This window comes from Blautia sp. Marseille-P2398 (genome assembly GCF_964240315.1).
GTDB lineage: Bacteria > Bacillota > Clostridia > Lachnospirales > Lachnospiraceae > Blautia_A > Blautia_A wexlerae.
The window spans coordinates 93,421-119,808 of record NZ_CAXSTD010000006.1 but is presented as its reverse complement, the minus strand read 5'-3'; the positions used below and the strand labels follow the sequence as shown (position 1 = coordinate 119,808).

The 26,388-nt window shown below is 42.0% G+C and carries 26 protein-coding genes and 1 riboswitch; of the genes, 25 read left to right on the top strand and 1 reads right to left on the bottom strand.

The genetic code is table 11. The annotated features are described in order from the left end of the window. The first annotated feature begins 130 nt into the window (after positions 1-130). Together ACESZG_RS08815 and ACESZG_RS08810 are read left to right on the top strand one after the other, a co-directional pair. Complete coding sequence (locus ACESZG_RS08815; RefSeq protein ID WP_008705602.1) at positions 131-1,117, top strand: diaminopimelate dehydrogenase; 987 nt, start codon at positions 131-133, stop codon at positions 1,115-1,117. 351 nt (positions 1,118-1,468) lie between these two features. Next, entirely contained in the window at positions 1,469-2,941 is a 1,473-nt protein-coding gene (locus tag ACESZG_RS08810) for an N-acetylmuramoyl-L-alanine amidase family protein (protein WP_022381073.1), read from the top strand. Between the two features lie 11 nt (positions 2,942-2,952). On the opposite strand, the gene ACESZG_RS08805 is transcribed toward ACESZG_RS08810, so the two are convergent. Further along, positions 2,953-3,108, bottom strand: a complete 156-nt coding sequence (locus ACESZG_RS08805; protein WP_155512352.1) for a hypothetical protein — start codon at positions 3,106-3,108, stop codon at positions 2,953-2,955. Between the two features lie 306 nt (positions 3,109-3,414). On the opposite strand from ACESZG_RS08805, the gene ACESZG_RS08800 reads away from it, so the two are divergent. The 23 genes from ACESZG_RS08800 to ACESZG_RS08690 all read left to right on the top strand — a co-directional run bounded on the left by ACESZG_RS08800 (position 3,415) and on the right by ACESZG_RS08690 (position 26,377). Continuing rightward, positions 3,415-4,851 carry an NlpC/P60 family protein gene (locus tag ACESZG_RS08800; RefSeq protein WP_022381074.1) on the top strand — a complete coding sequence of 479 codons (1,437 nt, stop codon included), beginning with the start codon at positions 3,415-3,417 and terminating at the stop codon, positions 4,849-4,851. A 402-nt stretch (positions 4,852-5,253) separates the two neighbouring features. Next, positions 5,254-5,619, top strand: a complete 366-nt coding sequence (locus ACESZG_RS08795) for a BMC domain-containing protein (protein WP_008705595.1) — start codon at positions 5,254-5,256, stop codon at positions 5,617-5,619. A gap of 11 nt (positions 5,620-5,630) precedes the next feature. Further along, on the top strand, positions 5,631-6,059 hold the full coding sequence (locus tag ACESZG_RS08790) for a BMC domain-containing protein (protein ID WP_008705594.1): 429 nt from the start codon (positions 5,631-5,633) through the stop codon (positions 6,057-6,059). Between the two features lie 88 nt (positions 6,060-6,147). Next, complete coding sequence (locus ACESZG_RS08785; protein ID WP_118409553.1) at positions 6,148-6,696, top strand: EutP/PduV family microcompartment system protein; 549 nt, start codon at positions 6,148-6,150, stop codon at positions 6,694-6,696. Between the two features lie 91 nt (positions 6,697-6,787). Beyond that, positions 6,788-6,983, top strand: a riboswitch (cobalamin riboswitch). Between the two features lie 406 nt (positions 6,984-7,389). After that, positions 7,390-7,686 (top strand): cysteine-rich small domain-containing protein, encoded by a 297-nt coding sequence (locus tag ACESZG_RS08780; RefSeq protein ID WP_008705592.1) that lies wholly within the window; start codon positions 7,390-7,392, stop codon positions 7,684-7,686. A 410-nt stretch (positions 7,687-8,096) separates the two neighbouring features. Then, positions 8,097-10,373, top strand: a complete 2,277-nt coding sequence (locus tag ACESZG_RS08775; protein WP_368210688.1) for a C1 family peptidase — start codon at positions 8,097-8,099, stop codon at positions 10,371-10,373. Positions 10,374-10,392: 19 nt separating this feature from the next. Beyond that, positions 10,393-11,397: a hypothetical protein gene (locus ACESZG_RS08770; protein ID WP_173705217.1), complete on the top strand. Its 1,005-nt coding sequence runs from the start codon at positions 10,393-10,395 to the stop codon at positions 11,395-11,397. A gap of 492 nt (positions 11,398-11,889) precedes the next feature. Beyond that, positions 11,890-12,273: a hypothetical protein gene (locus ACESZG_RS08765; protein WP_118614492.1), complete on the top strand. Its 384-nt coding sequence runs from the start codon at positions 11,890-11,892 to the stop codon at positions 12,271-12,273. 383 nt (positions 12,274-12,656) lie between these two features. After that, entirely contained in the window at positions 12,657-15,182 is a 2,526-nt protein-coding gene (locus ACESZG_RS08760; RefSeq protein ID WP_118614490.1) for a glycyl radical protein, read from the top strand. A gap of 73 nt (positions 15,183-15,255) precedes the next feature. Then, positions 15,256-16,047, top strand: a complete 792-nt coding sequence (locus ACESZG_RS08755) for a glycyl-radical enzyme activating protein (protein WP_008705586.1) — start codon at positions 15,256-15,258, stop codon at positions 16,045-16,047. Between the two features lie 189 nt (positions 16,048-16,236). Then, complete coding sequence (locus ACESZG_RS08750) at positions 16,237-17,100, top strand: class II aldolase/adducin family protein (protein ID WP_008705585.1); 864 nt, start codon at positions 16,237-16,239, stop codon at positions 17,098-17,100. Between the two features lie 29 nt (positions 17,101-17,129). Beyond that, complete coding sequence (locus ACESZG_RS08745; protein ID WP_008705584.1) at positions 17,130-18,518, top strand: aldehyde dehydrogenase family protein; 1,389 nt, start codon at positions 17,130-17,132, stop codon at positions 18,516-18,518. Between the two features lie 27 nt (positions 18,519-18,545). Further along, entirely contained in the window at positions 18,546-19,769 is a 1,224-nt protein-coding gene (locus ACESZG_RS08740; protein WP_020993375.1) for a zinc-binding dehydrogenase, read from the top strand. A gap of 95 nt (positions 19,770-19,864) precedes the next feature. Continuing rightward, positions 19,865-20,179 carry a BMC domain-containing protein gene (locus tag ACESZG_RS08735; protein WP_008705582.1) on the top strand — a complete coding sequence of 105 codons (315 nt, stop codon included), beginning with the start codon at positions 19,865-19,867 and terminating at the stop codon, positions 20,177-20,179. A 72-nt stretch (positions 20,180-20,251) separates the two neighbouring features. Then, on the top strand, positions 20,252-20,527 hold the full coding sequence (locus tag ACESZG_RS08730) for a BMC domain-containing protein (protein WP_008705581.1): 276 nt from the start codon (positions 20,252-20,254) through the stop codon (positions 20,525-20,527). 36 nt (positions 20,528-20,563) lie between these two features. Beyond that, positions 20,564-20,866, top strand: coding sequence for a BMC domain-containing protein (locus ACESZG_RS08725; protein WP_008705580.1), 303 nt, complete (start codon positions 20,564-20,566; stop codon positions 20,864-20,866). Positions 20,867-21,063: 197 nt separating this feature from the next. Further along, positions 21,064-21,342, top strand: a complete 279-nt coding sequence (locus ACESZG_RS08720; protein ID WP_005427721.1) for a BMC domain-containing protein — start codon at positions 21,064-21,066, stop codon at positions 21,340-21,342. A 118-nt stretch (positions 21,343-21,460) separates the two neighbouring features. Further along, entirely contained in the window at positions 21,461-22,072 is a 612-nt protein-coding gene (gene pduL, locus ACESZG_RS08715) for a phosphate propanoyltransferase (RefSeq protein WP_370792859.1), read from the top strand. A 132-nt stretch (positions 22,073-22,204) separates the two neighbouring features. Beyond that, the gene (locus ACESZG_RS08710; RefSeq protein ID WP_008705576.1) at positions 22,205-22,471 is read left to right on the top strand and encodes a EutN/CcmL family microcompartment protein; all 267 of its coding nucleotides are present in this window, start codon (positions 22,205-22,207) and stop codon (positions 22,469-22,471) included. A 4-nt stretch (positions 22,472-22,475) separates the two neighbouring features. After that, positions 22,476-23,804 (top strand): 4Fe-4S dicluster domain-containing protein, encoded by a 1,329-nt coding sequence (locus tag ACESZG_RS08705; protein WP_118614488.1) that lies wholly within the window; start codon positions 22,476-22,478, stop codon positions 23,802-23,804. A gap of 16 nt (positions 23,805-23,820) precedes the next feature. Continuing rightward, entirely contained in the window at positions 23,821-24,369 is a 549-nt protein-coding gene (locus ACESZG_RS08700; RefSeq protein ID WP_008705571.1) for a BMC domain-containing protein, read from the top strand. 67 nt (positions 24,370-24,436) lie between these two features. Then, entirely contained in the window at positions 24,437-25,201 is a 765-nt protein-coding gene (locus ACESZG_RS08695) for a DeoR/GlpR family DNA-binding transcription regulator (protein ID WP_055059883.1), read from the top strand. Between the two features lie 24 nt (positions 25,202-25,225). Continuing rightward, positions 25,226-26,377, top strand: a complete 1,152-nt coding sequence (locus tag ACESZG_RS08690; RefSeq protein ID WP_118614486.1) for a 1-propanol dehydrogenase PduQ — start codon at positions 25,226-25,228, stop codon at positions 26,375-26,377. Positions 26,378-26,388: the final 11 nt, after the last annotated feature.

The following is a 26,388-nucleotide window of genomic DNA, read 5'->3' as shown; positions in this document are numbered from 1 at the left end:
AATGGAATTTTGGTAATAATTGGATTGACAATTAAAAGTGAAAATATTACTATAGTAAAGTGATAATGTGCAACTGTAATGATATGCAACAGTTGCAAACATATAATTAAGGTTACAGGAGGAAATCATAATGAGTATTCGTATTGGTATTTTAGGCTACGGCAATCTTGGCCGCGGTGTAGAGTGCGCAATCAAACATAATCCGGATCTGGAGCTTGTTGCTGTATTTACACGTCGTGCTCCGGAAACTGTTAAAATCCTTACAGAGACAGCAGCGGTATATTCTGTCAATGATGCCGAAAAAATGAAAGATAAGATCGATGTACTTATCATCTGTGGTGGAAGTGCAACAGATCTTCCGAAACAGACACCGGAATATGCGAAGATGTTTAATGTAATTGACAGCTTTGATACACATGCAAGAATTCCAGAGCATTTTGATTCAGTAGATGCAGCTGCAAAAGAAAGCGGTCATATCGGAATTATTTCAGTGGGCTGGGATCCGGGAATGTTCTCACTGAACCGTCTCTATGCAAATGCAATCCTTACAAACGGAAAGGATTATACATTCTGGGGCAAGGGTGTAAGCCAGGGACACTCAGATGCAGTACGCCGTATCAAAGGCGTAAAAGATGCAAAACAGTATACAATTCCTGTTGAAGCAGCACTGGAAGCAGTGAGAAACGGAGAAAATCCGGATCTTACAACAAGACAGAAACATACAAGAGAATGCTTTGTAGTTGCAGAAGAAGGTGCGGATCTGGCACAGATTGAGAATGATATCAAGACTATGCCTAACTATTTCTCTGACTATGATACAACTGTACATTTTATTTCTGAAGAAGAACTGAAGCGAGATCACAGTGGAATCCCACATGGCGGTTTCGTGATCCGATCCGGAAAAACGGGCTGGAATGATGAGAACAATCATGTGATCGAATATAGTCTGAAGCTGGATTCCAATCCGGAGTTTACATCTTCTGTACTTGTTGCATATGCAAGAGCTGCATATCGTATGAATAAAGAAGGACAGAGTGGTGCGAAGACCGTATTTGATGTGGCACCTGCTTATTTATGTGCTGCTGATGGTGCTGAATTAAGAAAGCATCTGTTGTGATCAGGGATATAAGATAATATTCTGTCTGTTGAAAAAATAAAGAGAAAACAGGTATACAGGTTATATTTCACAGTGTTATCTTGTGAAAAGAGACAAAGTATTTGTGGACTTTGTCTCTTTTTTTATGGAACAGACTGTGAAAAATTAGTGAATGTTTAACAGAATTTTACTTGTCTGTTGACGGGTTATTTAAAGTGTAATATAATAGGGTCATAGAAACGTAACAACATTGTAAAAAACTTTGTTAAACCTTAGAGCGTATCTGAGAAGTATGTGAGATATCAGAGCGATACCTACGATTCATACTTTTCAGACACGCTCTGATAACGAAAAAAGAAAAGGAAGGTATGTATGCAAAACGTAAACAGGAAGTTTAAAATCTGGGGGGCACTTCTGTTTCTGCTGTTTTTTGCTGTGGGAGTTTCCATGTATTTTACTGCGGCAAATGTACAGGCTGCAACGAAAACAGGTTTTGTAACTATTAACGGAGATTCATACTACATAAATAAAGATGGCTCTAAACAGAAGGGTTGGCTGGAACTTGAAGGGAAGAAATATTACTTTAACACAAAGACCGGTGTTCAGGTAAAAGGCTGGGTTACTGACAGTAAAGGACGAAAGAGATATTTCAGTAAACAGGCTGGTATCATGATGACAGGCTGGGTCACTGATTCAAAGGATCAGAAAAGATATTTTAATCCATCTACCGGATTCATGCAGACGAAATGGCTGACATTGAAGGGAAAGAGATATTATTTCTACAGTAACAGTGGAGTGGCTGCCTGCAAGACATTCCTTACAGACAGTAAGAAAAATACCAGATATTTTACAAGTGCATGTTATATGCTTACCGGCTGGACAAAGAATTCCAGCAATGAATACAGATATTTTGAAACTGAAGACGGAATTATGGCAAAAGGTTTCCAGACACTGGATGGAAAGAAATACTACTTTAATACAGGCAGCGGCAAGATGGCTGTAGGCTGGACGACAATTGACGGAAATAAGTATTATTTTGATAAGGAAACCGGTGTGATGGCTACCGGAGATGTAACAATTGATGGACAGAAATACCATTTTAATTCCAATGGTATATTGAGCAATACTACAAGTCCGACCGGTTCCAGAACAATCAAGAATTATCTGGCAGGTGCATTACAGCCTGTTGGTCAGGCTCTGTACGTATGGGGTGGCGGATGGAATGATTCCACCAGAAAAGGAACAAGTCAGACAATGACTGATTTCTATAACAGTCAGAGCAGCAGTTATGATTACAATAACTACAGAGATCTCAGCACAGCCAACAGAGCAAAAGGTTTTGACTGTTCCGGTTTCGTAGGATGGTCAGCTTATCAGGTAATGCAGAGTAAGTCCGGTGTAGGAAGCGGATATACGGTAGTTTCCGGTGAGATTGGTTCTTATTATAAGTCCATGGGCTGGGGAAGTATTCTCACTCAGGCGAATCTGGCAAGTGATGACTGGACAGTATATCCCGGAGATGTGGGATATGACAGTGGACATACATGGATCATTCTCGGACAGTGTGCTGATAAGAGTGCAGTGATCGTGCATTCTACCCCGAATGCAGGTGTTCAGATTGCAGGTACACCTACTCCGTCCGGTGGTTATTCCAGTCAGGCGATTGCACTGGCACAGAAGTATATGTCAAGATATCCGGGATATACCAAATATGATTATCATACTTCATCTGGTAACTATATCAGAAGAGGTAATTATCTGAGATGGAATAGAAGTACGCTTTCTGATCCGGATGGATATATGAATATGACCGCAGACCAGATTCTTGCAGATCTGTTTAGCTGAGAAGTGAATAGTTAAGAAAATGGAAGCAGCTTTCGAATAAGGAGGCTGCTTCTTTTTTTGCGTTCTGTAGTAATTCCATAAATAATGCAAACAATCCAGTCCACTATAGCGTGAAGTCCTGCTACGTTACTGTCCACTCCGTTCACAGTAACGTAGCCAAAATTCATTCCAGATTGCCTGCGGCAATGGAATTTTGGCTTGTATGTCTCGGGATAGTGGTGTGTGAACAGTAACCCTGCATCAGATATCTTTGTCCTGTGTCAAATTATTACAAACATGAAATGGAATATGTTTGAATTGTAGAAAGAAATGCGAAGAATAACAAAAAGATTAATAAATGTTACAGAAATATAAAATTTATGGTAATTAATCCTTGCGTTTTTGAGTGCGGTGTGTTAATATGTATAAGAATTAACTTAGATATTGCAAAAACATTAAGATATAGAAAGAAAATGTTACGAGGGTGAGAATTCATGAAGAAAAGAATTGTATGTCTTACATTAGCACTCCTGATGAGCGCAACACAGGTTGTTAGTGTAAGTGCTTCAAGAGAGGATGAATTGAGAGAAGAGCAGGCGATCACAAGTCAGCAGCTGGATGCTACATATTCCAGAATGGATGAGCTTGCATATGCGAAATCACAGCTTGAGAATGAGATTTCCGAACTGGATTCCAATCTTGTAAGTGTTATGGTTTCTATTGATACTCTTAAAGGAGATATCGATAATAAAGAAGTAGATATTATTAAGACAAAACAGGATCTGGCTAAGGCTCAGAAGGCGAGAGATAAGCAGTATGAGAGCATGAAGCTTCGTATTCAGGCACTGTATGAACAGGGTGGGGATGCAGCGTGGTTTCAGATGATGCTTAATTCAGAAGATTTAAGTGAACTTCTGACACGTGCTGAGAATACACAGCAGATGTATGAGCAGGACAGAAAGAATCTTGATAAATATGTGAATACTATTAATGAGGTGAATAATTTAAAGACTCAGTATGAATCTGACAAAGCAGAACTGGAAGAGATGAAGGCTTCTTATGAACAGCAGTCTTATGATCTTCAGTGCCAGATCGATCAGAAGAAATCTGAATCAGCCGATTATGAGAATGAAATTGCATATGCACAGCAGCAGGCGACAGAATATGCAAATCTGTTAGCAGAACAGACAGCTGAAATTCAGAGATTGGAAGCTGAAAGAATCGCAGCAGAAGAAGAGGCAAGACGACAGGCTGAGGAAGAGGCTGCAAGACAGGCGGCAGAAGAAGAGGCAGCAGCAAAAGCTGCAGAGCAGGAACAGGACTCTGAATCAGAAGAGGAAGAAAATGTAGAGTATGATGAAGACGGAAATGAGATTGAGAATACTGATGATGCGGATGATGAGTCTGAATCAGATGATGGTGTAGAATATGATGAAAATGGTGATCCTGTTGACAATGCAGGAGCTTCTGATGATGTAGAGTACGATGAGTATGGCAATGTGATTGATTCTGATAATACAGTTTCACCAGATGATTATGAGAGTGAACAGTCATCTGATTCAGATAGTTCTTCATCTTCAGGTTCAGGATCAGGATCTTCTGTAGTAGACTTTGCAACACAGTTTGTTGGCAATCCATATGTATGGGGCGGTACAAGCCTTACAGGTGGAGCTGACTGTTCAGGATTTACACAGAGTGTATATGCAAACTTCGGAGTAAGTCTTCCGAGAACTTCTTATGAACAGCAGAATGCCGGTACAGAAGTATCTTATGCTGATGCACAGCCGGGTGATTTGATCTGCTACGGTGGACACGTTGCAATCTATATGGGGAATGGACGTATCGTTCATGCATCGAACTCTGTAGATGGAATTAAGATCAGTGATAACGCAGCGTACAGAACGATTGTTTCTGTAAGAAGACTGGTATAATTAAATAAGTATAAATAATTAAATTTATAGGGGTTGAAAAGGAGTATCGCTAAGGGGGCTGATGCTCCTTTTCTTTATGTATAAGTTACCATTATTCCGCGAGGTGTTTTGGCATGAATATGCCAAAATTCCGAGACATACCGCGCGAATTTATGCGATTAGCATAAATTCTGTGCATCGCGAAGCGTGTTGCTTTGAACGGAGTGAACCGTAACCATGTATAATATTTTACCGATTTTCAGGTGGATTTTACCTTGACATAAAATTGGATGGATAGTACAGTTTATGTAACTGAAGAGATACATATAAAATTTTAAATCTGTTTTTGGAGACATCAGCGGGAAAGAATATTCTCATGAATTATCCGGATTATAGTTGAATAGTGAAAGCGAGGAATGATAAATGGCAAATGACCATGTAGAACACATAAGAATTGTACAGGAAACGGTTGCTGGCAAGGAGATTACTTTTGCACATGTAATGGGAGGGCCGGCTCCGGTCATATACCAGAAGCTTGGACTGAATCCGCAGGTGGATTACCGTTCATCTGCAATCGGAATTATGAATATGACACCGCCTGAATCTGCAGTAATCGCATCTGATATTGCGGTAAAAAGCGGAAATGTTTATCTGGGATTTGCAGATCGATTTACAGGCACACTGATCATTACGGGAGAGATTTCCGATGTAATGTCAGCGATGACTGAGGTTGTGGATTATTTCAGAGACACTTTGGGTTATGTAGTCTGCAAGATTACCAAAAGATAGGAAGTGTTGGGATGGCAGGGATGACAACTAGAGAATTACTGGAAAAGCTTTATAACCAGGATTATGAGAAATTAAAGGGAAAAAAGCTGCGTATGACCAGGGTAAGGGTTCCGGGAAAGGAAGTGTGCCTGGCGCATGTGATCAATCCTTCACAGAGCTGTATTTATCAGAATCTTGGTCTGCATATTGGAGTCCATGAGGGAGAAGACCACACAGGAGAAGCAATTGGAATGATTCGTTTTACCCCATGGGAAGCAGTGGTTGTAGCTGCTGATATTGCAGTGAAAAGTGCAAATGTGGAGATTGGTTTCATGGATCGCTTCAGCGGATCATTGATCCTTACGGGAGGTCTGACGGAAGTTCAGACTGCAGTGGAAGAAGTGGTGAAATTTTTTAGAGAGGTGCTTGGCTTTAAGACTTGTGCAGTTCACAAAAGTTAAAACATACGAAAAGTCAGTTATTCTGTATCGATGGTGCTTATGTAACTGCCGGAATAGCTGAGAGAAGTGAAAGGGACAGACATTAAATATGAAGAAAATATTTCTGATGGGCAGAAGTGAAGCAGGTAAGACTTCATTAACGCAGGCATTAAAAGGCGAAAAACTTCATTATGTAAAAACGCAGTATACGAATACGGATGATGATACCATTGATTCTCCGGGAGAGTATGCAGAGTCCAAGCATTTCAGCGTAGGGCTGGCCTGTTTTTCTTTTGAAGCAGATGTGGTGGCAATGGTACAGTCAGCAGATGAACCTTTCAGTTTGTTTGGCTATGGCAGTAATGCATTTATTCTGAGACCACTGATAGGAATCATTACGAAAATAGATTCTCCTTATGCGAATGTTCCAATGGTGCGTCAGTGGATGCTGAATGCAGGATGTGAAAGAATTTTTCTGGTAAACAATGTGACCGGAGAGGGGATTGATGAGCTGAGAGCGTTTTTGAATGAGGATGTTCCAAAGCTGAGTCTGGAAGAAGCAAAATTCAGACAGAGTCTTGGTCTGAATGAATGGGATCCGCTGCCGGAAGGTGTGGAATATTCATGCCAAAACACCTCGCGGAATAGTGGTGTGTGAACAGTAACGAATGAACAATAATAATTTGGAAAATATATTGATAAATAGTTGACAAGCTTGTTGCAGGGTGTTATTATAATGACAGTATAATTCCATACAGAACATATTAAGTGCTGATACTGTGAGAAAGAGCAGTACAGAAAGAGGGAATCAGGTGAGAAACCTGAGCGATCCGGTCACTGTAACAGAGGAGCAAATCTCAGAATGTCCATTGTGCCATAGCATGAGAAGGAGAGAGGAGCGATGAGCCTGGAGCCAGGAAACCTGCTTGGTATGGCGAGGTTAAACTTCCGTGTAAAGTGTAACAACCAACTCCGTTGAATCCGCAGCTTCGGAGTGTTGTCTGCTTTTATCTGAAGGCAGACATTTTTTATGGAATGCGCCTGTTCTTTATGAATTATACATGATTAAATGGCAGGCGATACTACTTCGGATTTATTCGTTCCCTCCGCGCACTCATGAACGGATTTTTTTCTACCCCGGGGTAGCATCGCTCCCTCTTATTAATTTTAAATGTATGATCTGTGAAAAATACTGTAATGAATTTTCAATGCTTTGTTATGTGAAGAGAAATTGATAATTTATTAGAGTATTTTTTTTATTTTGTCCTCTGATGGGTGGGATTGATGGAGACTGAGAAAACGGAATTATTCTGGAAAGATAAAAACTTGCAACAGGAGAGGAGAGGTAGCAATGGAGAAACCTTATTGGGAAGGGAAAGAATATTCTTATTTCAGCCATAAGAAATGTGAATTTTTTCCGTGTCATAAGAATGCAGATCCGGATGATTTTAACTGTCTGTTCTGTTATTGCCCGCTATATGCCCTGGGTGAGAAATGCGGTGGGAATTTCCGGTATACGGAAAAGGGAATTAAAGACTGCACAAACTGTATGCTTCCGCATAAGCGAAAAAACTATGGATATGTCACAGGAAAATACCAGGAACTGGCTGATATGATGAAAAGAGCAAAGGAAAGTATCAGCAAATAAGAGGAGAATGTGTCGCTGCTTAGAACGGAGTGAACAGTAACAATGTGTCAGATTAGCACAAATAAGAAAGAACGATTTTCATTGTAATACAATGCTTGTTCTGCTAGAATAAGGATAGCAAAAGAGAAGAGTCTGTAAGATTTTCAAGTCTGTTCTGAGTTAGTATATAAAGCATTTCACACACATTTTCCACACTTTTCACATGCACAGAAGAAAATGCATCACAGGCATTTGACGTCTTTTCCTGGCGACATTTTCTTGTCGGCAGAGCTCTGCATTTCTACATAGAGCCGTCGGAAAACAGGGAAAATTCACTGTTTTCCGACGGTTTTTGTCATTGATCATGGTTGAAAAACAAAAAAGATACTGATATAATGATATTATATTTATGTAAAGGAGTTAACTACTACATGAAAAAAAGAAATACAGCGATACGCGCATTGTCAGTTTTTCTGGCTTATGCAATGGTTTGTACATCGGTACCCGCTGCGGGTCAGGAAATGTTTGGATCCGGAGTCAACAGAGAGACAGAAGAAAATACATCAGATCTGAAAGAATTTCAAAGTTCACAGGCAGATGAATTTGGAACAGATACGGGATCGGATGCAGAATTGTTCGGAAGCGATGATGCAAAACAGGAGTTTCAGGATGGAGAAAACTCAGAAGAGGGTACAGACGGAATCAGGTATATTAAGGGCCGTCCGTTGACAGAAGAGGAAAGAAAGGAAGAACTGGAACCCTTTAAAAATTTAAAACCTTTGGATCCGGGAATTGAAGTGGAGAGTGATCTGACATCAGTTTATGCTGCATATGGAAACAGGGAGGCTGCATTTCCATCTTCCTATGATGCCAGAAAGGAAGGATTAGTTACGCCCGTAAAGAATCAGAATCCATTTGGAACCTGCTGGGCTTTTGGTATGGCAGCAATCATGGAGGTTTCGCTTTTGGCACAGAACAAAGGAACCTACGATCTGTCAGAAGAACATTTATCATATTTTTTCTCCAACAGACAGAATGATCCTCTTGGAAATACCCCTGATGATAAGAATTATGTACTGGGAAATTATCACGTGATAGGAGGTAATGATCACCTGGCGGCGATTTATCTCAGTACATGGTCGGGAATGACCACAGAGGCCGATGTACCATTTCCTACGGATTCTTCGCATCAGAATGATCTGACTGTACAGATTCCGGAAAGTAAGGCTTATAATTCTGCAGCATATCTGAAAAATGCATCTGTTTCCCAATACAGTGAGGAACGTATGAAAGAAATGCTGCTGAATGACCATGCAGTATCCATTATGCTTTATATGAAGGAAAGTTATGTAAATCCGGACACAGCTGCATATTGTTATCCTGTTGGAAAATCAAATTCGACTGTAATTAATCATATTGTGACAGTGGTCGGATGGGATGATACGTATTCAAAGGATAATTTTCTTCCTGTTTCCAATGTAACATCTGATGGTGCGTGGATCATCAAAAACAGTTGGGGGGAGAAGAAAGGAGACGGAGGATATTACTATCTTTCTTATCAGGATCCCAATATCAGTAAACTTGTAAGTGCAGAGGCAGTGGCTGCTTCGGATCAAAAGTACAGGAATAATTATTTTTATGATGGTTCTTCAGCACTTTCAGTGATTCCGATACAGGCGGGACAGTCAGTAGCAGCAGTTTATGAGACAACTGCAGGAAAGGGAAAAGCAGAAGTCCTGGGGGAGGTTAATCTTGTTACAAACAGTGACAATGCCTGTTACAAAATTCAGATATACACCGATCTGACAGATCCATATGACCCGGAAAGCGGGACCGCTGCATATGCTGCTCCATATGAGTTTGAACAGCCAATCGCAGGTGTACAGACTATCAGTGTACCAGAGGTGGTTTTGAAACAGGGAAGCAGATATTCTGTTGTGATCACAAACAGTGGGATTGAAAAAATCAGCTTTGGAGTGGAAGCAAAGTCCAGTTATGGGAACTGGTTTACCTGTACGGCGGGGATAGAAACAGGGCAGACATTCTATAAGGGTGCATCGGAAACGGCCAGGTGGACAGATGGAAAGACGAAAAACTGGACGGCAAGGATCAAGGCACATACAAGGACCCTGAATCAGTCATGGGTGCCGGATACACCGGTATTTCAGGTGAAGGCATATAATTCCGGATATAACCTTATTTCATGGGAAAAAGTTTCCGGAGCTACAGGATATTATGTGTACAGAAAACCTGCAGCAGGTGGGAAGTGGTCCAAAATTGCAGATGTCGGGACATCGGAATTAAAATATAAAGATAGTAAGGTTACGGCTAATGCATCATACCGTTATACAGTAAAAGCATATTATGAAGCATCCGGAAAAAGATATTCAGGTAAATATAAAACCGGCGATGTGATTAAAGCAGCACCTGCAGTGCAGAAGATTACTTCTGTGAAATCTGAGAAAAATGGAATCCGTATCCGGTGGAAGCCTCAGAAAAAATGTGACGGCTATTATATTTACAGAAAGAAAAAAGGTGGTTCCTATCAATTGATAAAGAAAATTTCCAATGGAAATAGTTCTTCTTATCTGGACAAAAAAGCACAAAAAGGTGTATCATACTATTATGCGGTAAAAGCATATGTTAAAGAGCCATATGGAAATACATACAGCAAATATAAAAGTTCATCTGCTGTAAAAAGAAAATAGGAAATGAAGGAAAGAGATTATGAAGAGAAGGTTTGGAACAGTAATAGCAATGGTACTGTGCTTTATTCTGACAGTGGTTTCTGTTTATGCGGATGATGGAAAGGGTCAGAATCCGGATTATGTAACAGATTATTATATGATCGTACAGAGTACACAGGGCGGGGTAGATATTTATGATGAAGCAGACACTCAGAGTGTTAAACTGAATGACAGCAAGATTCCAAATGGAACTGCCATTCACGTTCTGGGTGAGAAGAATGGAGCAGACAATAAAAAATGGGCATATACACAGTACCATGGAATGAACGGATATGTTCCTATGGATGATCTGGATCCGGCTTCCAGAGAAGAAGCTGCCAATGAGGAATATCGTACTTTCGGAGGCAAAGATGTGGATTTCGAAGTAAAGGTTCATGGAAACGATGGAAACGTATCGGTTTATAACGGACCTGGAGAGAAATTTGATCAGGTTTCAGGAACAGAGGGAATCGCAGATGGGACAACTGTACATATTTTTCAGTATGTTCAGGGAGAAGACGGAACAAACTGGGGGAAAACAGACACAGATGGTGTGACACAGGGATGGCTGAATCTTGATCGTGATACAGATTACGTAAATGAAAATGTATCCGCAGATGCACCGGAGGCTACAGGCACATCAGGAAATGTTCCGGTGGCTGCTGTTACACCAACACCGGAAGCAACTCCAACTCCGAAAGCCACACCAACACCAGAGGTAACACCTACAGAAAAAGCGACACCGACACCGGAGGCAACACCTACAGAAGAAGCAACACCGACACCGGAGGCAACACCTACAGAAGAAGCAACGCCAACACCGGAAGAAACAGAGACGCCTGCTTCGACAGAAGACAAGGAATCCGATGATAAGCAGAGTCAGAAAACATCAGGAAAGAATGTAAAAGCAGATTCAGGAATGAAGAATCCTGTAATCTGGATTAGTGGTATCGGGATTATTGTTATCATAATTTTACTTATTTATTTCCTGAAGAAGAAAAAGTAAGAGTTAAAATCATTAAAGAATGCCGTCGACGGCAGAGAACAGTTACAAAATAAACAGTGGAACTAAAAGAGCAGCGCATCGGATGATGCAGCTGCTCTTTTTAGAAAATGTGTGTGTATAATTGAGACGTTATGAGGAAACCTCAAATCAGTCTTAATTAACAAAAACTAATAATGTGTGTGCATATATAGTCTACAATTTTTTTGCAATTTAATCAAGATGGAATTTTATAGAACGTGATATATTTGTTACTGTTCATACACCACTATCCCGCGAGGTGTTTTGGCATGAATATGCCAAAATCCCGAGACATACAAGCCAAAATTCCATTGCCGCAGGCAATCTGGAATGAATTTTGGCTATGTTACTGAGAACGGAGTGAACAGTAACATATATTTTTGAGGAAAGAGGCTATTCAGACTTTTTACTTGCGTAACTCTGGCGGGAAACGTATAATAGGAAAAAGCAATACTCGAGGGTGAGGAAAAGAGGATGAAGATAACAGAAGAACTGTTAAATGAGATGAAAATTAAGGATGAGAACTTTTCTGACGGTCTGATCAAGCCGGACGGCGATTACGTAAGAATACTCAGAGGACATCTTCATGGAATGATGGAATTGCTTCCATGGACAGAGAACGAAATCTGGAAAATGATCCCGGATGATGATTCTCCGCTGTTCTGGCTGATTGAGAAAACAGGATGCGTTCTTACGGATTATAATAATTCTATTGGCATGAAGATGACACCTGCTCAGCAGACTGTGTTTGATATGATGCGAAAACATGGGGTTCTTACAGATGATTATTACGATCTGACGAAACAGAGGGAGAAAGTAAGAGAAGCCAGAGAACAAAAAGAGAACAGGAAACAATAGTTAAGTGTATATGAATATATGGGAGTGCAGCGATGGAAAAGCATGCTCATTAAAGGCATCCGATGCAGAAAAAACAATATACGATATTAAAAAGCAGCATATCAGAGTTATGGATCATAACCTGATATGCTGCTTTTAACGTGTCTGAAGAAAAATGAAATGTCAATCATAAAAACAAAATAAAAACAACCAGAACAGAAGAAAAAACAAATAAAAAACAACATAAAAGTTCAGAATGTACATGTTGATTCATGTTGACTTCGCGATAGCCATAAGGTATAATGAATCTATATGAAAACATGGAGGATATTGCTGTCAGAATGATACCGGAATGTATTGGGGTCTGGTATGGGTGCAGCTTTTATTCATGAGAAAGGAGTAACATGGAAAAATTTCAAACATCAGATATTCCCAAGTCTCCCAGAATTCAGAAACTGGTAGATGCATTGTATGAACATATGCCGGTGATCGAATCAGCCAGAGCAAAGCTGATCACAGAATCTTATAAGGAAACAGAAGGAGAACCGATCATCACACGCAGAGCAAAGGCTTTTGCGCATATTCTTCATAACATTCCGATCATTATCCGTGACAATGAACTGATTGTCGGAAGCAGTACGATTGCGCCGAGGGGATGTCAGACATTTCCGGAGTTCTCTTATGAGTGGCTGGAAGCTGAACTGGATACAGTTGCGACCAGAACTGCGGATCCTTTTGAGATTGCTGAGGAGACCAAAGCCGAACTTAAGGAGGCAGATAAGTACTGGAAAGGGAAAACAACCAGTGAACTTGCAACTTCCTATATGGCACCGGAAGCAATCAAGGCAATTGAACACAATATTTTTACACCTGGAAATTATTTTTACAATGGTGTAGGACATGTAACAGTTAAATACTGGGAAGTACTGGAAACCGGTTTTGAGGGAATCATGGAGAAGGCTCAGAAAGAGCTGGATGGATGCAGTGTCGGTGACGGTAATTATGCAAGAAAGTCTCACTTCCTTGAGGCAGTGATTTTAAGCTGTAAGGCGGTGATCGATTATGCAGGCAGATATGCAAAACTTGCGCAGGAAATAGCGGCACAGACGAGTGATCCGGTAAGAAAACAGGAACTTCTCGTTATCGCAGAGAACTGCAGCAGGGTACCGGCAAAGGGTGCACAGAATTTCTATGAGGCATGTCAGTCATTCTGGTTTGTACAGCAGCTTCTTCAGATGGAATCCAGTGGACATTCTATTTCACCGGGTCGCTTTGATCAGTATATGTATCCATATTATAAGAAGGATATGGAAGCAGGAACTATTACCCGAGAGTTCGCACAGGAATTGATGGATTGCATCTGGGTTAAATTAAATGACCTGAATAAATGTCGTGATGCGGCTTCAGCGGAAGGATTTGCAGGATATAGCCTTTTCCAGAATCTGATCGCAGGTGGTCAGAATAAAGAGGGAGAGGATGTAACTAACGATCTTTCTGTTATGTGTATTCAGGCATCCATGCATGTGCATCTTCCGGCTCCATCACTTTCTGTGAGAGTGTGGAATGGTTCTCCGCATGAATTCCTGATAAAGGCAGCCGAGCTTACGAGAACAGGAATCGGACTTCCTGCATATTACAATGATGAGGTGATTATTCCGGCACTGCAGAACAGAGGCTTATCCCTGGAGGATGCCAGAGAGTACAATATCATCGGATGTGTGGAACCGCAGAAAGCCGGTAAGACAGAAGGGTGGCATGATGCCGCATTCTTTAATATGTGCAGACCTCTGGAACTTGTTTTTTCGAATGGTATGGATAAAGGTGAGATGGTGGGAATCCCTACCGGCGATGTCACTCAGATGAAGACCTTTGATGAATTCTTTGACGCATATAAGAAACAGATGGAATACTGCATTTCCCTGCTGGTGAATGCAGATAATGCTATTGATGTAGCTCATGCGGAACGCTGTCCGTTACCATTCCTTTCCTGTATGATAGATGACTGTCTGAAAGAAGGCAAGTCTGTCCAGGAAGGTGGAGCTGTTTACAACTTTACAGGTCCTCAGGGATTTGGAATCGCCAATATGGCAGATGGACTTTTTGCAATCCGCAAACTGGTCTATGAGGATAAGAAAGTATCTATGAAAGAACTTAAGGAAGCTCTTGCATGGAACTATGATAAAGGACTGGATGCGCAGTCCGCCGGTGATATGACAGAGATGATCATGAAGGCAATGCAGAAAGCAGGCAGAAATGTGGATGCTTCCACTGCAGAAGGACTTCTGAAAACTTTCATGGGGATGAAACCGGGTGAACAGAAGACACAGAGATTCAAAGAAATCCACGATATGATCGATGAAGTTCCGAAATTTGGAAATGATATTCCGGAAGTTGATTATTTTGCAAGAGAAGTTGCCTATACATATTCCAAACCGCTTCAGAAGTATAACAATCCAAGAGGCGGAAAGTTCCAGGCAGGTCTGTATCCTGTATCTGCAAATGTACCGCTGGGCGGACAGACAGGAGCGACGCCGGATGGAAGATATGCACACACACCTGTTGCAGACGGCGTTTCGCCATCTGCGGGCAAGGATGTAAAGGGACCTACGGCAGCGGCAACTTCCGTATCCAGACTGGATCATTTTATTGTATCCAACGGAACACTCTTTAATCAGAAATTTCACCCATCCGCACTTTCAGGAAGAGAGGGACTGGAGAAATTCGTTGCACTGATCCGCGGATACTTTGACCAGAAGGGAATGCACATGCAGTTTAATGTAGTTGACAGGCAGACACTGCTGGATGCACAGGAACATCCTGAGAAATATAAACATCTGGTAGTACGCGTGGCAGGCTACAGTGCACTGTTTACGACACTTTCCCGTTCCCTTCAGGATGATATCATCCGTCGTACAGAACAGGGCTTCTGATTCAGATGTTTTTTGAAGGAAGTAAAAGTGACAGGCAGAGGATGTATGGATAACAGAATAAGAAAGGAAAAGCATGGACTATTTGGATACAAAGGGCAGAGTGTTTGATGTCCAGAAATATTCTATTCATGATGGACCGGGTATAAGGACGATCGTATTTCTGAAAGGTTGTGTCCTGCGGTGCAAATGGTGCTGCAATCCGGAATCTCAGGAATATAAGATCCAGACAATGAAAGTGCAGGGAGAAGACAAGGTCATCGGACGTGATGTGACAGTCAGGGAGATGATTGAAGAAGTTGAGAAAGACAGGGTATACTATTACCGCTCGGGCGGAGGTATGACTCTTTCCGGCGGAGAATGTCTCTGTCAGCCGGAATTTGCAGGAGCACTTCTGAGAGCTGCCAAAGAGAGAGGGATTTCTACTGCGATCGAGAGTATGGCATGTGCAAAATGGGAGACGATTGAGACAATCTTACCGTATCTGGATACTTATTTAATGGATATTAAACATACAAATCCTGCGAAACATAAAGAATTTACAGGACGTTCCAATGAACTGATGATGGAAAATGCCAGAAAAGTGGCGCTTTCCGGTAAAACCAGGCTGGTAATCCGTGTACCGGTGATACCCACATTTAATGATACAGTGGAGGAAATCCAGGGGATTGCAAGGTTTGCAGACACACTTCCCGGAGTGGACAAGATTCATCTTCTTCCGTATCACAGACTTGGACAGGATAAATATGAGGGACTTGGCAGACCATATCTGATGGGAAATGTGGAACCACCGTCCAAAGAACATATGGAAACATTAAAAAAGGCAGTACATGCGGTCTGCGGTCTGGACTGTCAGATCGGTGGATGAGGTATTTTTTGCATCTGATACGATTATTGGAATAAAAAAAGAAAAAAACAAACAAACAAAAACAACACAATAAAACCCGTAAAAACAACATAAAACAACGGAAATGTATTGACTTTTTATGACCGATAGTGTAAAATCACAGGTAGAAACGTCAAAAACTATATCAATGCCTTAAGGAGGAAAATGAGCATGGTAAACGAATATGAAATCAAAAAACAGATCTGCGACATCGGAAGAAGAATCTACAGCCGCAACATGGTAGCTGCAAACGATGGTAACATCTCTGTAAAACTGAACGACAACGAATTTCTTTGCACACCTACAGGTGTATCCAAAGGTTTTATGACACCGGAGTATATCTGTAAAGTAGACAGAGAGGGAAATGTGATCCAGGCTAACCCGGGATTCAAACCATCCTCTGAAATCAAAATGCATATGAGAGTTTATGAGAAGAGACCGGACGTAGGTTCTGTTGTGCATGCTCATCCGATTTATGCAACATCTTTTGCAATTGCAGGTATTCCGCTGACACAGCCGATCATGCCTGAAGCAGTTATCTCACTTGGATGCGTTCCGATCGCTGAATACGGTACACCATCTACAATGGAGATTCCGGATAATCTTGAGAAATACCTTCCATATTTCGATGCAGTTCTTCTTGAGAACCATGGAGCATTGACATGGAGCACAGACTTAAACGCAGCTTACATGAAGATGGAATCTGTTGAGTTCTACGCACAGCTTCTGTATCAGTCAAAAGTTCTTGGCGGACCTAAGGAATTTGATGAGAAGAACATTGAGAAACTTTATGAAATTCGTCGTAAATTCGGTATGGCTGGTAAACATCCGGCAAACCTCTGCCTGAACAAAGACGGCAAGAACTGTCATAACTGCGGTGGAGCATGTCAGGACGGAGAATTCAAGAAATTCCCTGGATATCAGTATGATTTTGTAGGTGGAGATTCAAAACCGGCAGAGAATAATGCTGCATCTGATGCACAGTTAGTTGCTGAGATTACAAAACAAGTAATGGCTCAGTTAGGAATGAAATAAGAGCATAGATAATCAAGGAGGACAGTCTCATGCCAATTAATGAGAATATGGTACAGGAAATTGTACAGGAAGTTATGGCAAAAATGCAGATAGCAGACGCTCCGACTGGCAAACATGGCATTTTTAAAGAAATGAATGATGCAATTGAAGCTGCCAAGAAATCACAGCTTATTGTAAAGAAAATGTCCATGGATCAGAGAGAAAAAATTATTACCTGCATTCGTAAGAAAATAAAAGAAAATGCAGAAGTAATGGCACGCATGGGTGTGGAAGAGACCGGTATGGGAAATGTAGGAGATAAGATTCTCAAACATCATCTCGTAGCTGATAAGACACCGGGAACAGAAGTTATTACAACAACTGCATGGTCAGGAGACAGAGGATTAACTCTTATTGAAATGGGACCTTTCGGTGTGATCGGTGCGATTACTCCATGTACCAATCCAAGTGAAACAATTTTATGTAATACAATGGGAATGCTTGCAGGAGGAAATACAGTTGTATTTAATCCTCATCCGGCAGCAATCAAGACTTCCATTTATGCGATCAATCTTCTGAATGAAGCATCATTAGAGTCCGGCGGACCGGATAATATTGCGGTTACTGTAGAGAAACCTACTCTTGAAACTAGCAATGTAATGATGAAACATAAAGACATCCCGCTTATTGCAGCAACCGGGGGACCTGGAGTTGTAACTGCAGTTCTTTCTTCCGGCAAACGTGGCATTGGTGCAGGTGCAGGAAACCCTCCGGCACTTGTTGATGAAACAGCTGACATCCGTAAAGCGGCAACAGACATTGTAAACGGATGTACATTTGATAACAATCTTCCATGTATCGCAGAGAAAGAGATCGTAGCAGTTTCTTCTATCGTAGATGAGTTGATGCATTATCTTGTAACTGAGAATGATTGTTATCTTGCATCTAAAGAAGAACAGGATAAACTTACAGAAGTAGTTCTGGCAGGCGGAAAACTGAACCGTAAATGTGTCGGACGTGACGCAAGAACACTTCTTTCCATGATCGGTGTCAATGCACCGGCAAATATCCGCTGTATCGTATTTGAAGGACCGAAGGAACATCCGCTGATCACAACAGAGCTTATGATGCCGATCCTTGGTGTAGTAAGAGCAAGAGATTTTGATGATGCAGTGGAACAGGCAGTATGGTTAGAACACGGAAATCGCCATTCTGCACATATCCATTCAAAGAATATTGATAATATTACAAAATATGCGAAAGCAATTGATACAGCAATCCTTGTAAAGAATGCACCATCCTATGCTGCATTAGGATTTGGCGGTGAAGGCTATTGTACATTTACAATCGCAAGCCGTACAGGTGAAGGTCTTACCTGCGCAAGTACATTTACCAAGAGAAGACGCTGCGTAATGGCAGACAGCCTTTGCATTCGTTAAAGATGATGAGTTAAGGAGAGAAAGAACATGGACATGAATAATGTAAATATAGAAGAAATCGTGAAACAGGTTCTCTCCGGCATGACAGGAAATGCACCGGCAGCAGCAACAGTTTCTGCACCGGCAGCAACAACTGGAATCCCGAAGACAGCCAGAGTAGCTGTATTAACTGAAAAGGAACATTTCGAACTGAAAGAATATCCGATTCCTCCGATTGGAGATGACGATATCCTGGTTAAAGTTGAAGGATGCGGTGTGTGTGGTACAGATGCACATGAATTTAAAAGAGATCCATTTGGCCTGATCCCGGTAGCACTTGGACATGAAGGTACAGGTGAAATCGTGGCTATGGGTAAGAATGTTAAAGTAGATACTGCAGGAAAACCTGTAAAGGTTGGCGATAAAGTCGTTACCTGTATGATCTTTAAAGATGATCCGGAAATCACAATGTTCGACCTGAACAAGAAGAACGTAGGTGGAGCTGACGTATATGGACTTCTTCCGGATGATGATGTACATCTTAACGGATGGTTCTCCGATTACATCTTCTTAAGAGGTGGAAATTTCGGAACTACATTCTTTAATGTAAGTGATCTGGATCTAGATTCCCGAATCCTCATCGAGCCATGTGCAGTACTTGTACATGCAGTTGAGAGAGCAAAAACAACCGGAATCCTTCGTTTCAACAGCAGAGTTGTAGTTCAGGGCTGCGGACCAATCGGTCTGATCTGCATTGCAGTACTTCGTACTATGGGCGTAGAACATATCTGCGCAGTAGACGGAAATGAGAAACGTCTTGAATTTGCGAAGAGAATGGGAGCAGATACAAGCGTTAACTTCATGAACTTCAAAGGAATCGAAGCACTGACAGAGGCTGTAAAAGAAGCACAGGGTGGACACCTTGCAGATTTTGCATTCCAGTGTACAGGAAATCCAAAAGCTCATGCAAATATTTATAAATTTATCCGTAACGGCGGCGGCCTTTGCGAACTTGGTTTCTTCATCAATGGTGGAGATGCTACAATTAACCCGCACTTTGATCTTTGCTCCAAAGAAATCAATCTGGTTGGTTCCTGGGTTTACACTCTCAGAGATTATGTTACAACATTTGATTTCCTTAAGAGAGCAAATGCAATCGGTCTTCCAATGTCTGAGTTAATTACAGACAAATTCCCGTTAGAGCAGATCAATGAAGCTCTTCAGACAAACCTGGCAATGACAGGACTTAAGATCGCAGTTGTAAACAAATAGTTACTGTTCACCGGTAATATTCCGCAAAGAGTATTGCTGTGAACGGAGTGAACAGTAGCAACAAATAATAAGCCTGGCAATAGAGGAGAAAAGAAATGGCAGAAGCTGTAGGAATTTTAGAGGTGTTCGGGCTGGCGACAGCCTTTGTAGCAGGCGATGCCGGATGTAAGGCAGCAAATGTCCGCCTGGAGGTTTTTGATAAAAACAAACCAGCCAATGCTGACAGCCTGCCGGTACCGCTCCTTGTCTGCATTAAATTCAGAGGAAGTGTAACTGATGTTACAGCGGCTGTGGAAGCAGGCATGGAAGTTGCAAACAGAATGACTGGTGTGGTACAGCATTATGTGATCCCGAACCCGGAAGAGGGAACGGAAAAAATGCTGAAGATCAGCGCCCTGGATAAGGATTAGCAGTTGCATATCCGTTGGGCATCAGTTAAAATATAATCAGATATTTATTTGTAGATTCAGGAGGAAGCAGAAATGGCACAGGAAGCATTAGGAATGGTAGAAACCAGAGGACTTACAGCAGCAATTGAAGCAGCTGATGCAATGACAAAAGCAGCTGAAGTAGCATTAGTAGGAACAGAGAAGATCGGATCCGGACTTGTAACAGTTATGGTACGCGGAGACGTAGGAGCTGTTAAGGCAGCAGTAGAAAGCGGAAGCGCAGCAGCATCCAGACTTGGCGAATTAGTTGCTACTCATGTAATTCCGAGACCTCATACAGACGTAGAGAAAATCCTTCCAAGCATCTGACCAGCAGATTGAGAAGTGTAAAAAAGGAGTTCGCTCATGAGTAAATCATATGGATTTATAGAAATCACTGGTGTCGTTGCAGCAATCGATGCACTGGACATCATGTGCAAAACTGCAGACGTTGAGCTGGCGTCATGGGAACGTAAGCTGGGCGGACGACTGGTTACTATTATAGTTGAAGGCGATGTATCTGCCGTTACAGAAGCAGTAAATGCAGCAGCGACAGGTGCGATCAAGAAACCGGTAAGTTATGCAGTAATTGCACGTCCCCATGAAGAAATCGTCAGAATGGTGGAATTAAGTGCAAGTCGCTGGAAGAACAATCAGGGGGATGAATAATGGCTGAAGAGAAGAAACCGGAAGCAGATAAAAATGCCCCTAAAAAGGCAGCCGCTCCAAGAAGAACGAAAGCAAAAACTTCTTCAAAACCGGAAGTAAAAGCTCAGACGGCAGATACGGCGGCAGAAACAGCAAATAAAACAGAATCCCAGAAAGAACAGATAAAGGAAACAGTATCTCATAAGGAGGAGAAAGTTATGACACAGGAAGCATTAGGAATGGTAGAAACCAGAGGACTTACAGCAGCAATCGAAGCAGCAGACCAGATGTGCAAGGCTGCTAACGTAGCATTAGTAGGAACAGAGAAGATCGGATCCGGACTTGTAACAGTTATGGTACGTGGAGATGTAGGAGCTGTTAAATCAGCAGTAGAAAGCGGAAGCGCAGCAGCATCCAGACTTGGTGAATTAGTTGCTACACACGTAATCCCAAGACCACATACAGATGTAGAGAAAATCCTGCCTGTATTAAAATAGTAATCCATCGTAACTGTCCGGTATCTGCACAGCAGACTGCCGGATGGTTATAATCCGTCATATTTGACAGAAAGCAGGTGTATTCTTGGAATCTAATAATATTGAACTGATTACCAGAATGGTCATTCAGGCAATCAATCAGAATGAAAAAAAAGGCGATGGATTCATGGTTCCCATCGGGGTTTCCGCAAGACACATTCACCTGACACAGGAACATGTAGAAGCATTGTTCGGACCCGGATATCAGCTTACGAAGAAGAAAGAGCTGATGGGAGGTCAGTTTGCTTCTAATGAAACAGTTACCATTGTGGGACTGAAACTTCGTGCCATTGAGAATGTAAGAATCCTTGGACCGGTGCGTAAAGCTTCACAGGTTGAGGTATCTGCGACAGATGCCATTAAGCTTGGAATGAATGTTCCGGTTCGTGAATCCGGAGACGTTGCAGGAAGTGCACCAATCGCAATCGTAGGTCCAAAAGGAGCCGTTTATCTGAAAGAGGGATGTATCGTGGCAATGCGCCATATACATATGTCTCCGAAAGATGCACAGGCTGCAGGTGTGAAGGACGGCGATATCGTATCAGTAAAGGCAGATAATGAGAGAGGAACCATCTTCAATCAGGTCAAGATCCGTGTAGACGACAGCTTTACACTGGAAATGCATATTGATACAGATGAAGCAAATGCAGCAAAGATTGCTACAGGCACTACCGTAACAATAATTAAATAATATCGGGGGCCAAAGGTCAAAAAGCCGTTCGTGCCTGCACGATAAGGTTTTTGAACAGAAACCCTTAAGCGTTAATTGGGGGCAGAAGTATTTGCCCCCAATATTATTATCAGAAACAATTTGGAGGCTCATATGATCGTAGGCAAAGTTGTAGGAAGTGTGGTATCCACACGAAAGAGTGAGAAGCTGATTGGAAGTAAATTTATGATTATCGAGCCTGTGCATCATATGAAAGGCGACCTGAGCCAGCTGGTTGCAATCGATATGATCGGAGCCGGAGTTGGTGAATATGTATTGGTGGCACAGGGAAGCGCAGCAAGAATAGGCTGCGGCGTAGAAACAGCACCGGTAGATGCCGCAATTGTCGGTATTATTGATGACGGTGCAGGATTGGAGTAACGCCATGGAAATCAAAGAATTACAGGATATTATACAGCAGAATGGTGTGGTAGGTGCCGGCGGAGCCGGATTCCCTACTTATATGAAGCTTACAGACAAGGCCAATACCATTCTTATGAACTGTGCAGAGTGTGAACCATTACTGAAATTACACAGACAGTTATTGGAAAAACACGCATATGAAATTATGAAAACATTCCATATGATCCAGGAGACGGTTGGTGCTTCTGAAGCAATTATTGGAATTAAGAAGTCTTATGTACAGACAATTCATGCATTAAATCAGCATATTGAAGAATTTCCTGGCATGAGGCTGCATCTTCTGGACGAAGTTTATCCGATGGGAGATGAGGTTGTACTTATTTATGAGGCAACCGGAAGAGTAGTACGGCCGGGAGGACTGCCGATCGAGCAGGGAGTAGCCGTATTTAACGTTGAAACTGTATACAATGTATATCGTGCTGTGGAAGAGAAGCAGCCGGTTACAGACAAATATGTATCTGTTGTTGCAGAAGTAAGTGATCCTGTTACAGTGAGAGTTCCCCTGGGATGTACTCTGGAGGAAGTGGTAGCACAGGCAGGCAGCACAACAGTGAAGAATCCTGTCTATTTCGTAGGCGGCCCGATGATGGGGCGTATCGGAAATGGTTCAGATCCGGTGACAAAGACAACAAATGCGATTTTGGTCCTTCCAAAAGACCATCTTATTGTAGCGAAGAAACAGCGGACTTCTTCCATAGATTTAAAACGTGCAGCATCTATCTGCTGCCAGTGCAATACCTGTACAGATTTATGTCCGAGACATAATCTGGGACATCCGATCGATCCGGCGAAATTTATGAGGGCTGCATCAAATAATGATTTCAGAGACCTGAATCCATATATAGATGCTTCCTTCTGCAGTTCCTGCGGTGTATGTGAGATGTACTCATGTCCGCAGAGTCTTGCACCGAGAAGTCTTCTCGCAGATATGAAGGGCGGTCTGAGAAAAGCAGGTATCCGTCCTCCGCAGGGTGTACAGCCGAAACCGGTACAGGAATCCAGAGAATACCGTAAGGTTCCGGAAGAACGTCTGATGGCGCGACTTGGTCTTACGAGATATGACAAGGATGCTCCTCTGAAAGAAGAACTTGTACAGGTTAAGAAAGTAAGGATATTATTGAGCCAGCACATCGGAGCACCTGCACAGGCAGTGGTCAAAGCCGGTGATGAGGTAACAAGAGGGCAGATGATCGCACAGCCGGCACAGGGCTTAAGCGTTGGTATTCATGCTTCTGTCAGCGGTAAAGTAACAGAAGTAACAGACCGTTACATTATTATTGCAGTAAAGTAGAAAGGACGTGCACAAAATGAGTAAAGCAATCGGAATGATTGAATTTAAAACCACATCTACAGGCGTTACTGCAGCAGATGCTATGGTAAAAACATCTGAGGTAGAGATCGTCGAGGCACAGACCGTATGTCCTGGTAAATATATTGCAATTATTACCGGTGACTTAAGTGCGGTAAAGGCCGCCGTTGATACGGCAGTAACTACATATGAGGATAAATGCATTGACAGCTTTGTGCTGGGCAATCCGCATGAATCCATTTTCCCGGCAATTTACGGAACTACTCAGGTAGAAGATATCAGTGCGCTGGGAATTCTTGAAACTTATGATGCAGCTTCCATTATCGAAGCAGCAGACCAGGCAGCTAAGACTGCGATCGTAGATCTGATAGAACTTCGTATTGCCAAAGGTATGTGCGGAAAATCATATATGATGATCACCGGTGAAGTTTCTGCGGTAGAGGCTTCCATTGACAGGGCAAAAGAACTTGTAGCTGCCAAGGGTATGTACCTGGATTCTTCCGTTATCGCACATCCTGACAGAAGAATGATCGACAGTATTTTATAATATCCGGGGTAAGAAGTTTCTGACCCTGACACTCATAAAAAATTTCTCAAAAAAAGGGGGCAAAGATATGCTTGCACTGGAGAGAAGAAATCTGATTCTCGAAAAATTACAGGCAGAAAAGCGAGTGGTGGTCAGCGAGCTGAGCCAGCTTTATGACGTCTCTGAAGAGACCATACGCCGTGATCTGGATAAACTTGAAAAGGAAGGACTTGCGATAAAAAGTTATGGCGGTGCTGTGATCAATGAGGATGTAAGCATTGATTTGCCTTTCAATGTACGTAAGAACCAGAATGTTACAGGAAAGCAGAAAATGGCTGAACTTGCAGCTTCCCTTGTGAAAGACGGAGATCATATTTTCCTGGATGCGAGTACTACGGCAGTTTTTGTGGCGAAAGCATTAAAGGAAAAAGAACGTCTTACCGTAATTACCAATTCCATGGAAATACTTCTGGAGTTAGCTGATGTATCCGGGTGGAACATTATCTCCACCGGAGGCGTAATGAAAGAAGGATATCTGGCTTTTCTTGGATCAAAGACAGACGAATCCATACGTTCTTATTATGTAGATAAGGTTATCTTTTCGTGTAAGGCACTGGATCTGGAATGGGGGATTATGGAATCTCAGGAAGCTTTTGGCTCTACCAAGAGAGCGATGATCGGTTCCGGACGAAAGAAAATTCTGGTTGTTGACAGTTCTAAATTTGATCAGACAGCGTTTTCCGTAGCTGGAAGCATGAAAGAAGTAGATATTATAGTGACGGACAAAGAACCGACAGAACGCTGGAAGAAGCACTTTGAGAAATTTAATGTAAAATGCCTATATCCTGTCTGACAAAGAAAATAGGAGTATGATACAATGAATACTTTTGAGATGAAAACCGCGATCCATTTTGGGGATAACGCATTAGACAGATTAAAAGAGATTCCGTATAAAAGGGTTCTCATTATAACAGATCCATTTGTGGTACAAAGTAAAATGATCGATCTGATCACTGCTCCTTTAAACAGTGCAGATATTGAATACGATATTTTCCATGACGTTGTGCCGGATGCACCTGTGGACAAGATTGCAGAAGGGGTAAAGAAGTTCCTGGAATATCAGCCGGAAGCAGTTGTTGCAGTCGGTGGTGGTTCTGCGATTGATTCTTCCAAGGCAATCAGAGAATTTGCACTGAAGATCAACAATTACGGAAAAGTAGGTCTGATCGCAATTCCGACGACAAGTGGTACCGGATCAGAAGTTACTTCTTTTGCAGTAGTAAACGATACTGCAGCACATGTAAAATATCCGCTGATCTCAGAGAGCCTTACAGCAGATGAAGCAATTCTGGATGCAGAGCTTGTAAAGAGTGTTCCGCCGGCCATCACAGCGGATACTGGTATGGACGTGTTTACACATGCGCTGGAATCATACGTAAGCACTGCGCATAATGAATTCTCTTCTGCACTTGCGGAGAAAGCCATTGAAATTTGCGGGGTATTTCTGCTGAGAGCATATCTGGACGGCAGTGATATGCATGCGCGTAAAAAAATGCATGTAGCTTCCTGTCTGGCTGGTTTATCCTTTAATACAGCAGGTCTTGGAATCACTCACAGCATGGCTCATCAGCTGGGAGCAATGTTCCATATTCCGCATGGAAGGGCAAATGCTATGCTGCTTCCGCATATCGTAGAATTTAATTCTGATATCAATAAGCACAGTAAGAGCCAGAAAGAGTATCTTCCGGCTGTAAAGAGATACGCCAATGTTGCGCACATTCTCGGACTGAGCAATTATAATAAAGTAATGACGGTCCGTTCTCTGGTAAACTGGATTCAGTTTATGCAGAAAGAGATGAATATTCCGCTGACGATTCAGGAACTGGGAACAATTGCACCGGAAGAATATTTTGCAGCAATTGACAAGATGGCAGACGCAGCACTTGCAGATGCCTGCACAGTGAATAATCCGAGAGTTCCGACTAAAGAAGATATTATAAAGATTTATACGAAATTATGGTCATTCTGAAAATGAAGACA

Bases quoted from the DNA above. Each gene is read 5' to 3' on its own strand.
- ACESZG_RS08730 (WP_008705581.1), top strand. From the start codon at position 20,252: ATGGCACAGGAAGCATTAGGAATGGTAGAAACCAGAGGACTTACAGCA.
- ACESZG_RS08745 (WP_008705584.1), top strand. From the start codon at position 17,130: ATGCCAATTAATGAGAATATGGTACAGGAAATTGTACAGGAAGTTATG.
- ACESZG_RS08810 (WP_022381073.1), top strand. From the start codon at position 1,469: ATGCAAAACGTAAACAGGAAGTTTAAAATCTGGGGGGCACTTCTGTTT.
- ACESZG_RS08750 (WP_008705585.1), top strand. From the start codon at position 16,237: ATGGTAAACGAATATGAAATCAAAAAACAGATCTGCGACATCGGAAGA.
- ACESZG_RS08720 (WP_005427721.1), top strand. From the start codon at position 21,064: ATGACACAGGAAGCATTAGGAATGGTAGAAACCAGAGGACTTACAGCA.
- ACESZG_RS08695 (WP_055059883.1), top strand. From the start codon at position 24,437: ATGCTTGCACTGGAGAGAAGAAATCTGATTCTCGAAAAATTACAGGCA.
- ACESZG_RS08725 (WP_008705580.1), top strand. From the start codon at position 20,564: ATGAGTAAATCATATGGATTTATAGAAATCACTGGTGTCGTTGCAGCA.
- ACESZG_RS08815 (WP_008705602.1), top strand. From the start codon at position 131: ATGAGTATTCGTATTGGTATTTTAGGCTACGGCAATCTTGGCCGCGGT.
- ACESZG_RS08795 (WP_008705595.1), top strand. From the start codon at position 5,254: ATGGCAAATGACCATGTAGAACACATAAGAATTGTACAGGAAACGGTT.
- ACESZG_RS08780 (WP_008705592.1), top strand. From the start codon at position 7,390: ATGGAGAAACCTTATTGGGAAGGGAAAGAATATTCTTATTTCAGCCAT.
- ACESZG_RS08775 (WP_368210688.1), top strand. From the start codon at position 8,097: ATGAAAAAAAGAAATACAGCGATACGCGCATTGTCAGTTTTTCTGGCT.
- ACESZG_RS08790 (WP_008705594.1), top strand. From the start codon at position 5,631: ATGGCAGGGATGACAACTAGAGAATTACTGGAAAAGCTTTATAACCAG.
- ACESZG_RS08770 (WP_173705217.1), top strand. From the start codon at position 10,393: ATGAAGAGAAGGTTTGGAACAGTAATAGCAATGGTACTGTGCTTTATT.
- ACESZG_RS08710 (WP_008705576.1), top strand. From the start codon at position 22,205: ATGATCGTAGGCAAAGTTGTAGGAAGTGTGGTATCCACACGAAAGAGT.
- pduL (WP_370792859.1), top strand. From the start codon at position 21,461: ATGGTCATTCAGGCAATCAATCAGAATGAAAAAAAAGGCGATGGATTC.
- ACESZG_RS08785 (WP_118409553.1), top strand. From the start codon at position 6,148: ATGAAGAAAATATTTCTGATGGGCAGAAGTGAAGCAGGTAAGACTTCA.
- ACESZG_RS08760 (WP_118614490.1), top strand. From the start codon at position 12,657: ATGGAAAAATTTCAAACATCAGATATTCCCAAGTCTCCCAGAATTCAG.
- ACESZG_RS08740 (WP_020993375.1), top strand. From the start codon at position 18,546: ATGGACATGAATAATGTAAATATAGAAGAAATCGTGAAACAGGTTCTC.
- ACESZG_RS08690 (WP_118614486.1), top strand. From the start codon at position 25,226: ATGAATACTTTTGAGATGAAAACCGCGATCCATTTTGGGGATAACGCA.
- ACESZG_RS08765 (WP_118614492.1), top strand. From the start codon at position 11,890: ATGAAGATAACAGAAGAACTGTTAAATGAGATGAAAATTAAGGATGAG.
- ACESZG_RS08700 (WP_008705571.1), top strand. From the start codon at position 23,821: ATGAGTAAAGCAATCGGAATGATTGAATTTAAAACCACATCTACAGGC.
- ACESZG_RS08805 (WP_155512352.1), bottom strand. From the start codon at position 3,108: ATGAATTTTGGCTACGTTACTGTGAACGGAGTGGACAGTAACGTAGCA.
- ACESZG_RS08755 (WP_008705586.1), top strand. From the start codon at position 15,256: ATGGACTATTTGGATACAAAGGGCAGAGTGTTTGATGTCCAGAAATAT.
- ACESZG_RS08800 (WP_022381074.1), top strand. From the start codon at position 3,415: ATGAAGAAAAGAATTGTATGTCTTACATTAGCACTCCTGATGAGCGCA.
- ACESZG_RS08705 (WP_118614488.1), top strand. From the start codon at position 22,476: ATGGAAATCAAAGAATTACAGGATATTATACAGCAGAATGGTGTGGTA.
- ACESZG_RS08735 (WP_008705582.1), top strand. From the start codon at position 19,865: ATGGCAGAAGCTGTAGGAATTTTAGAGGTGTTCGGGCTGGCGACAGCC.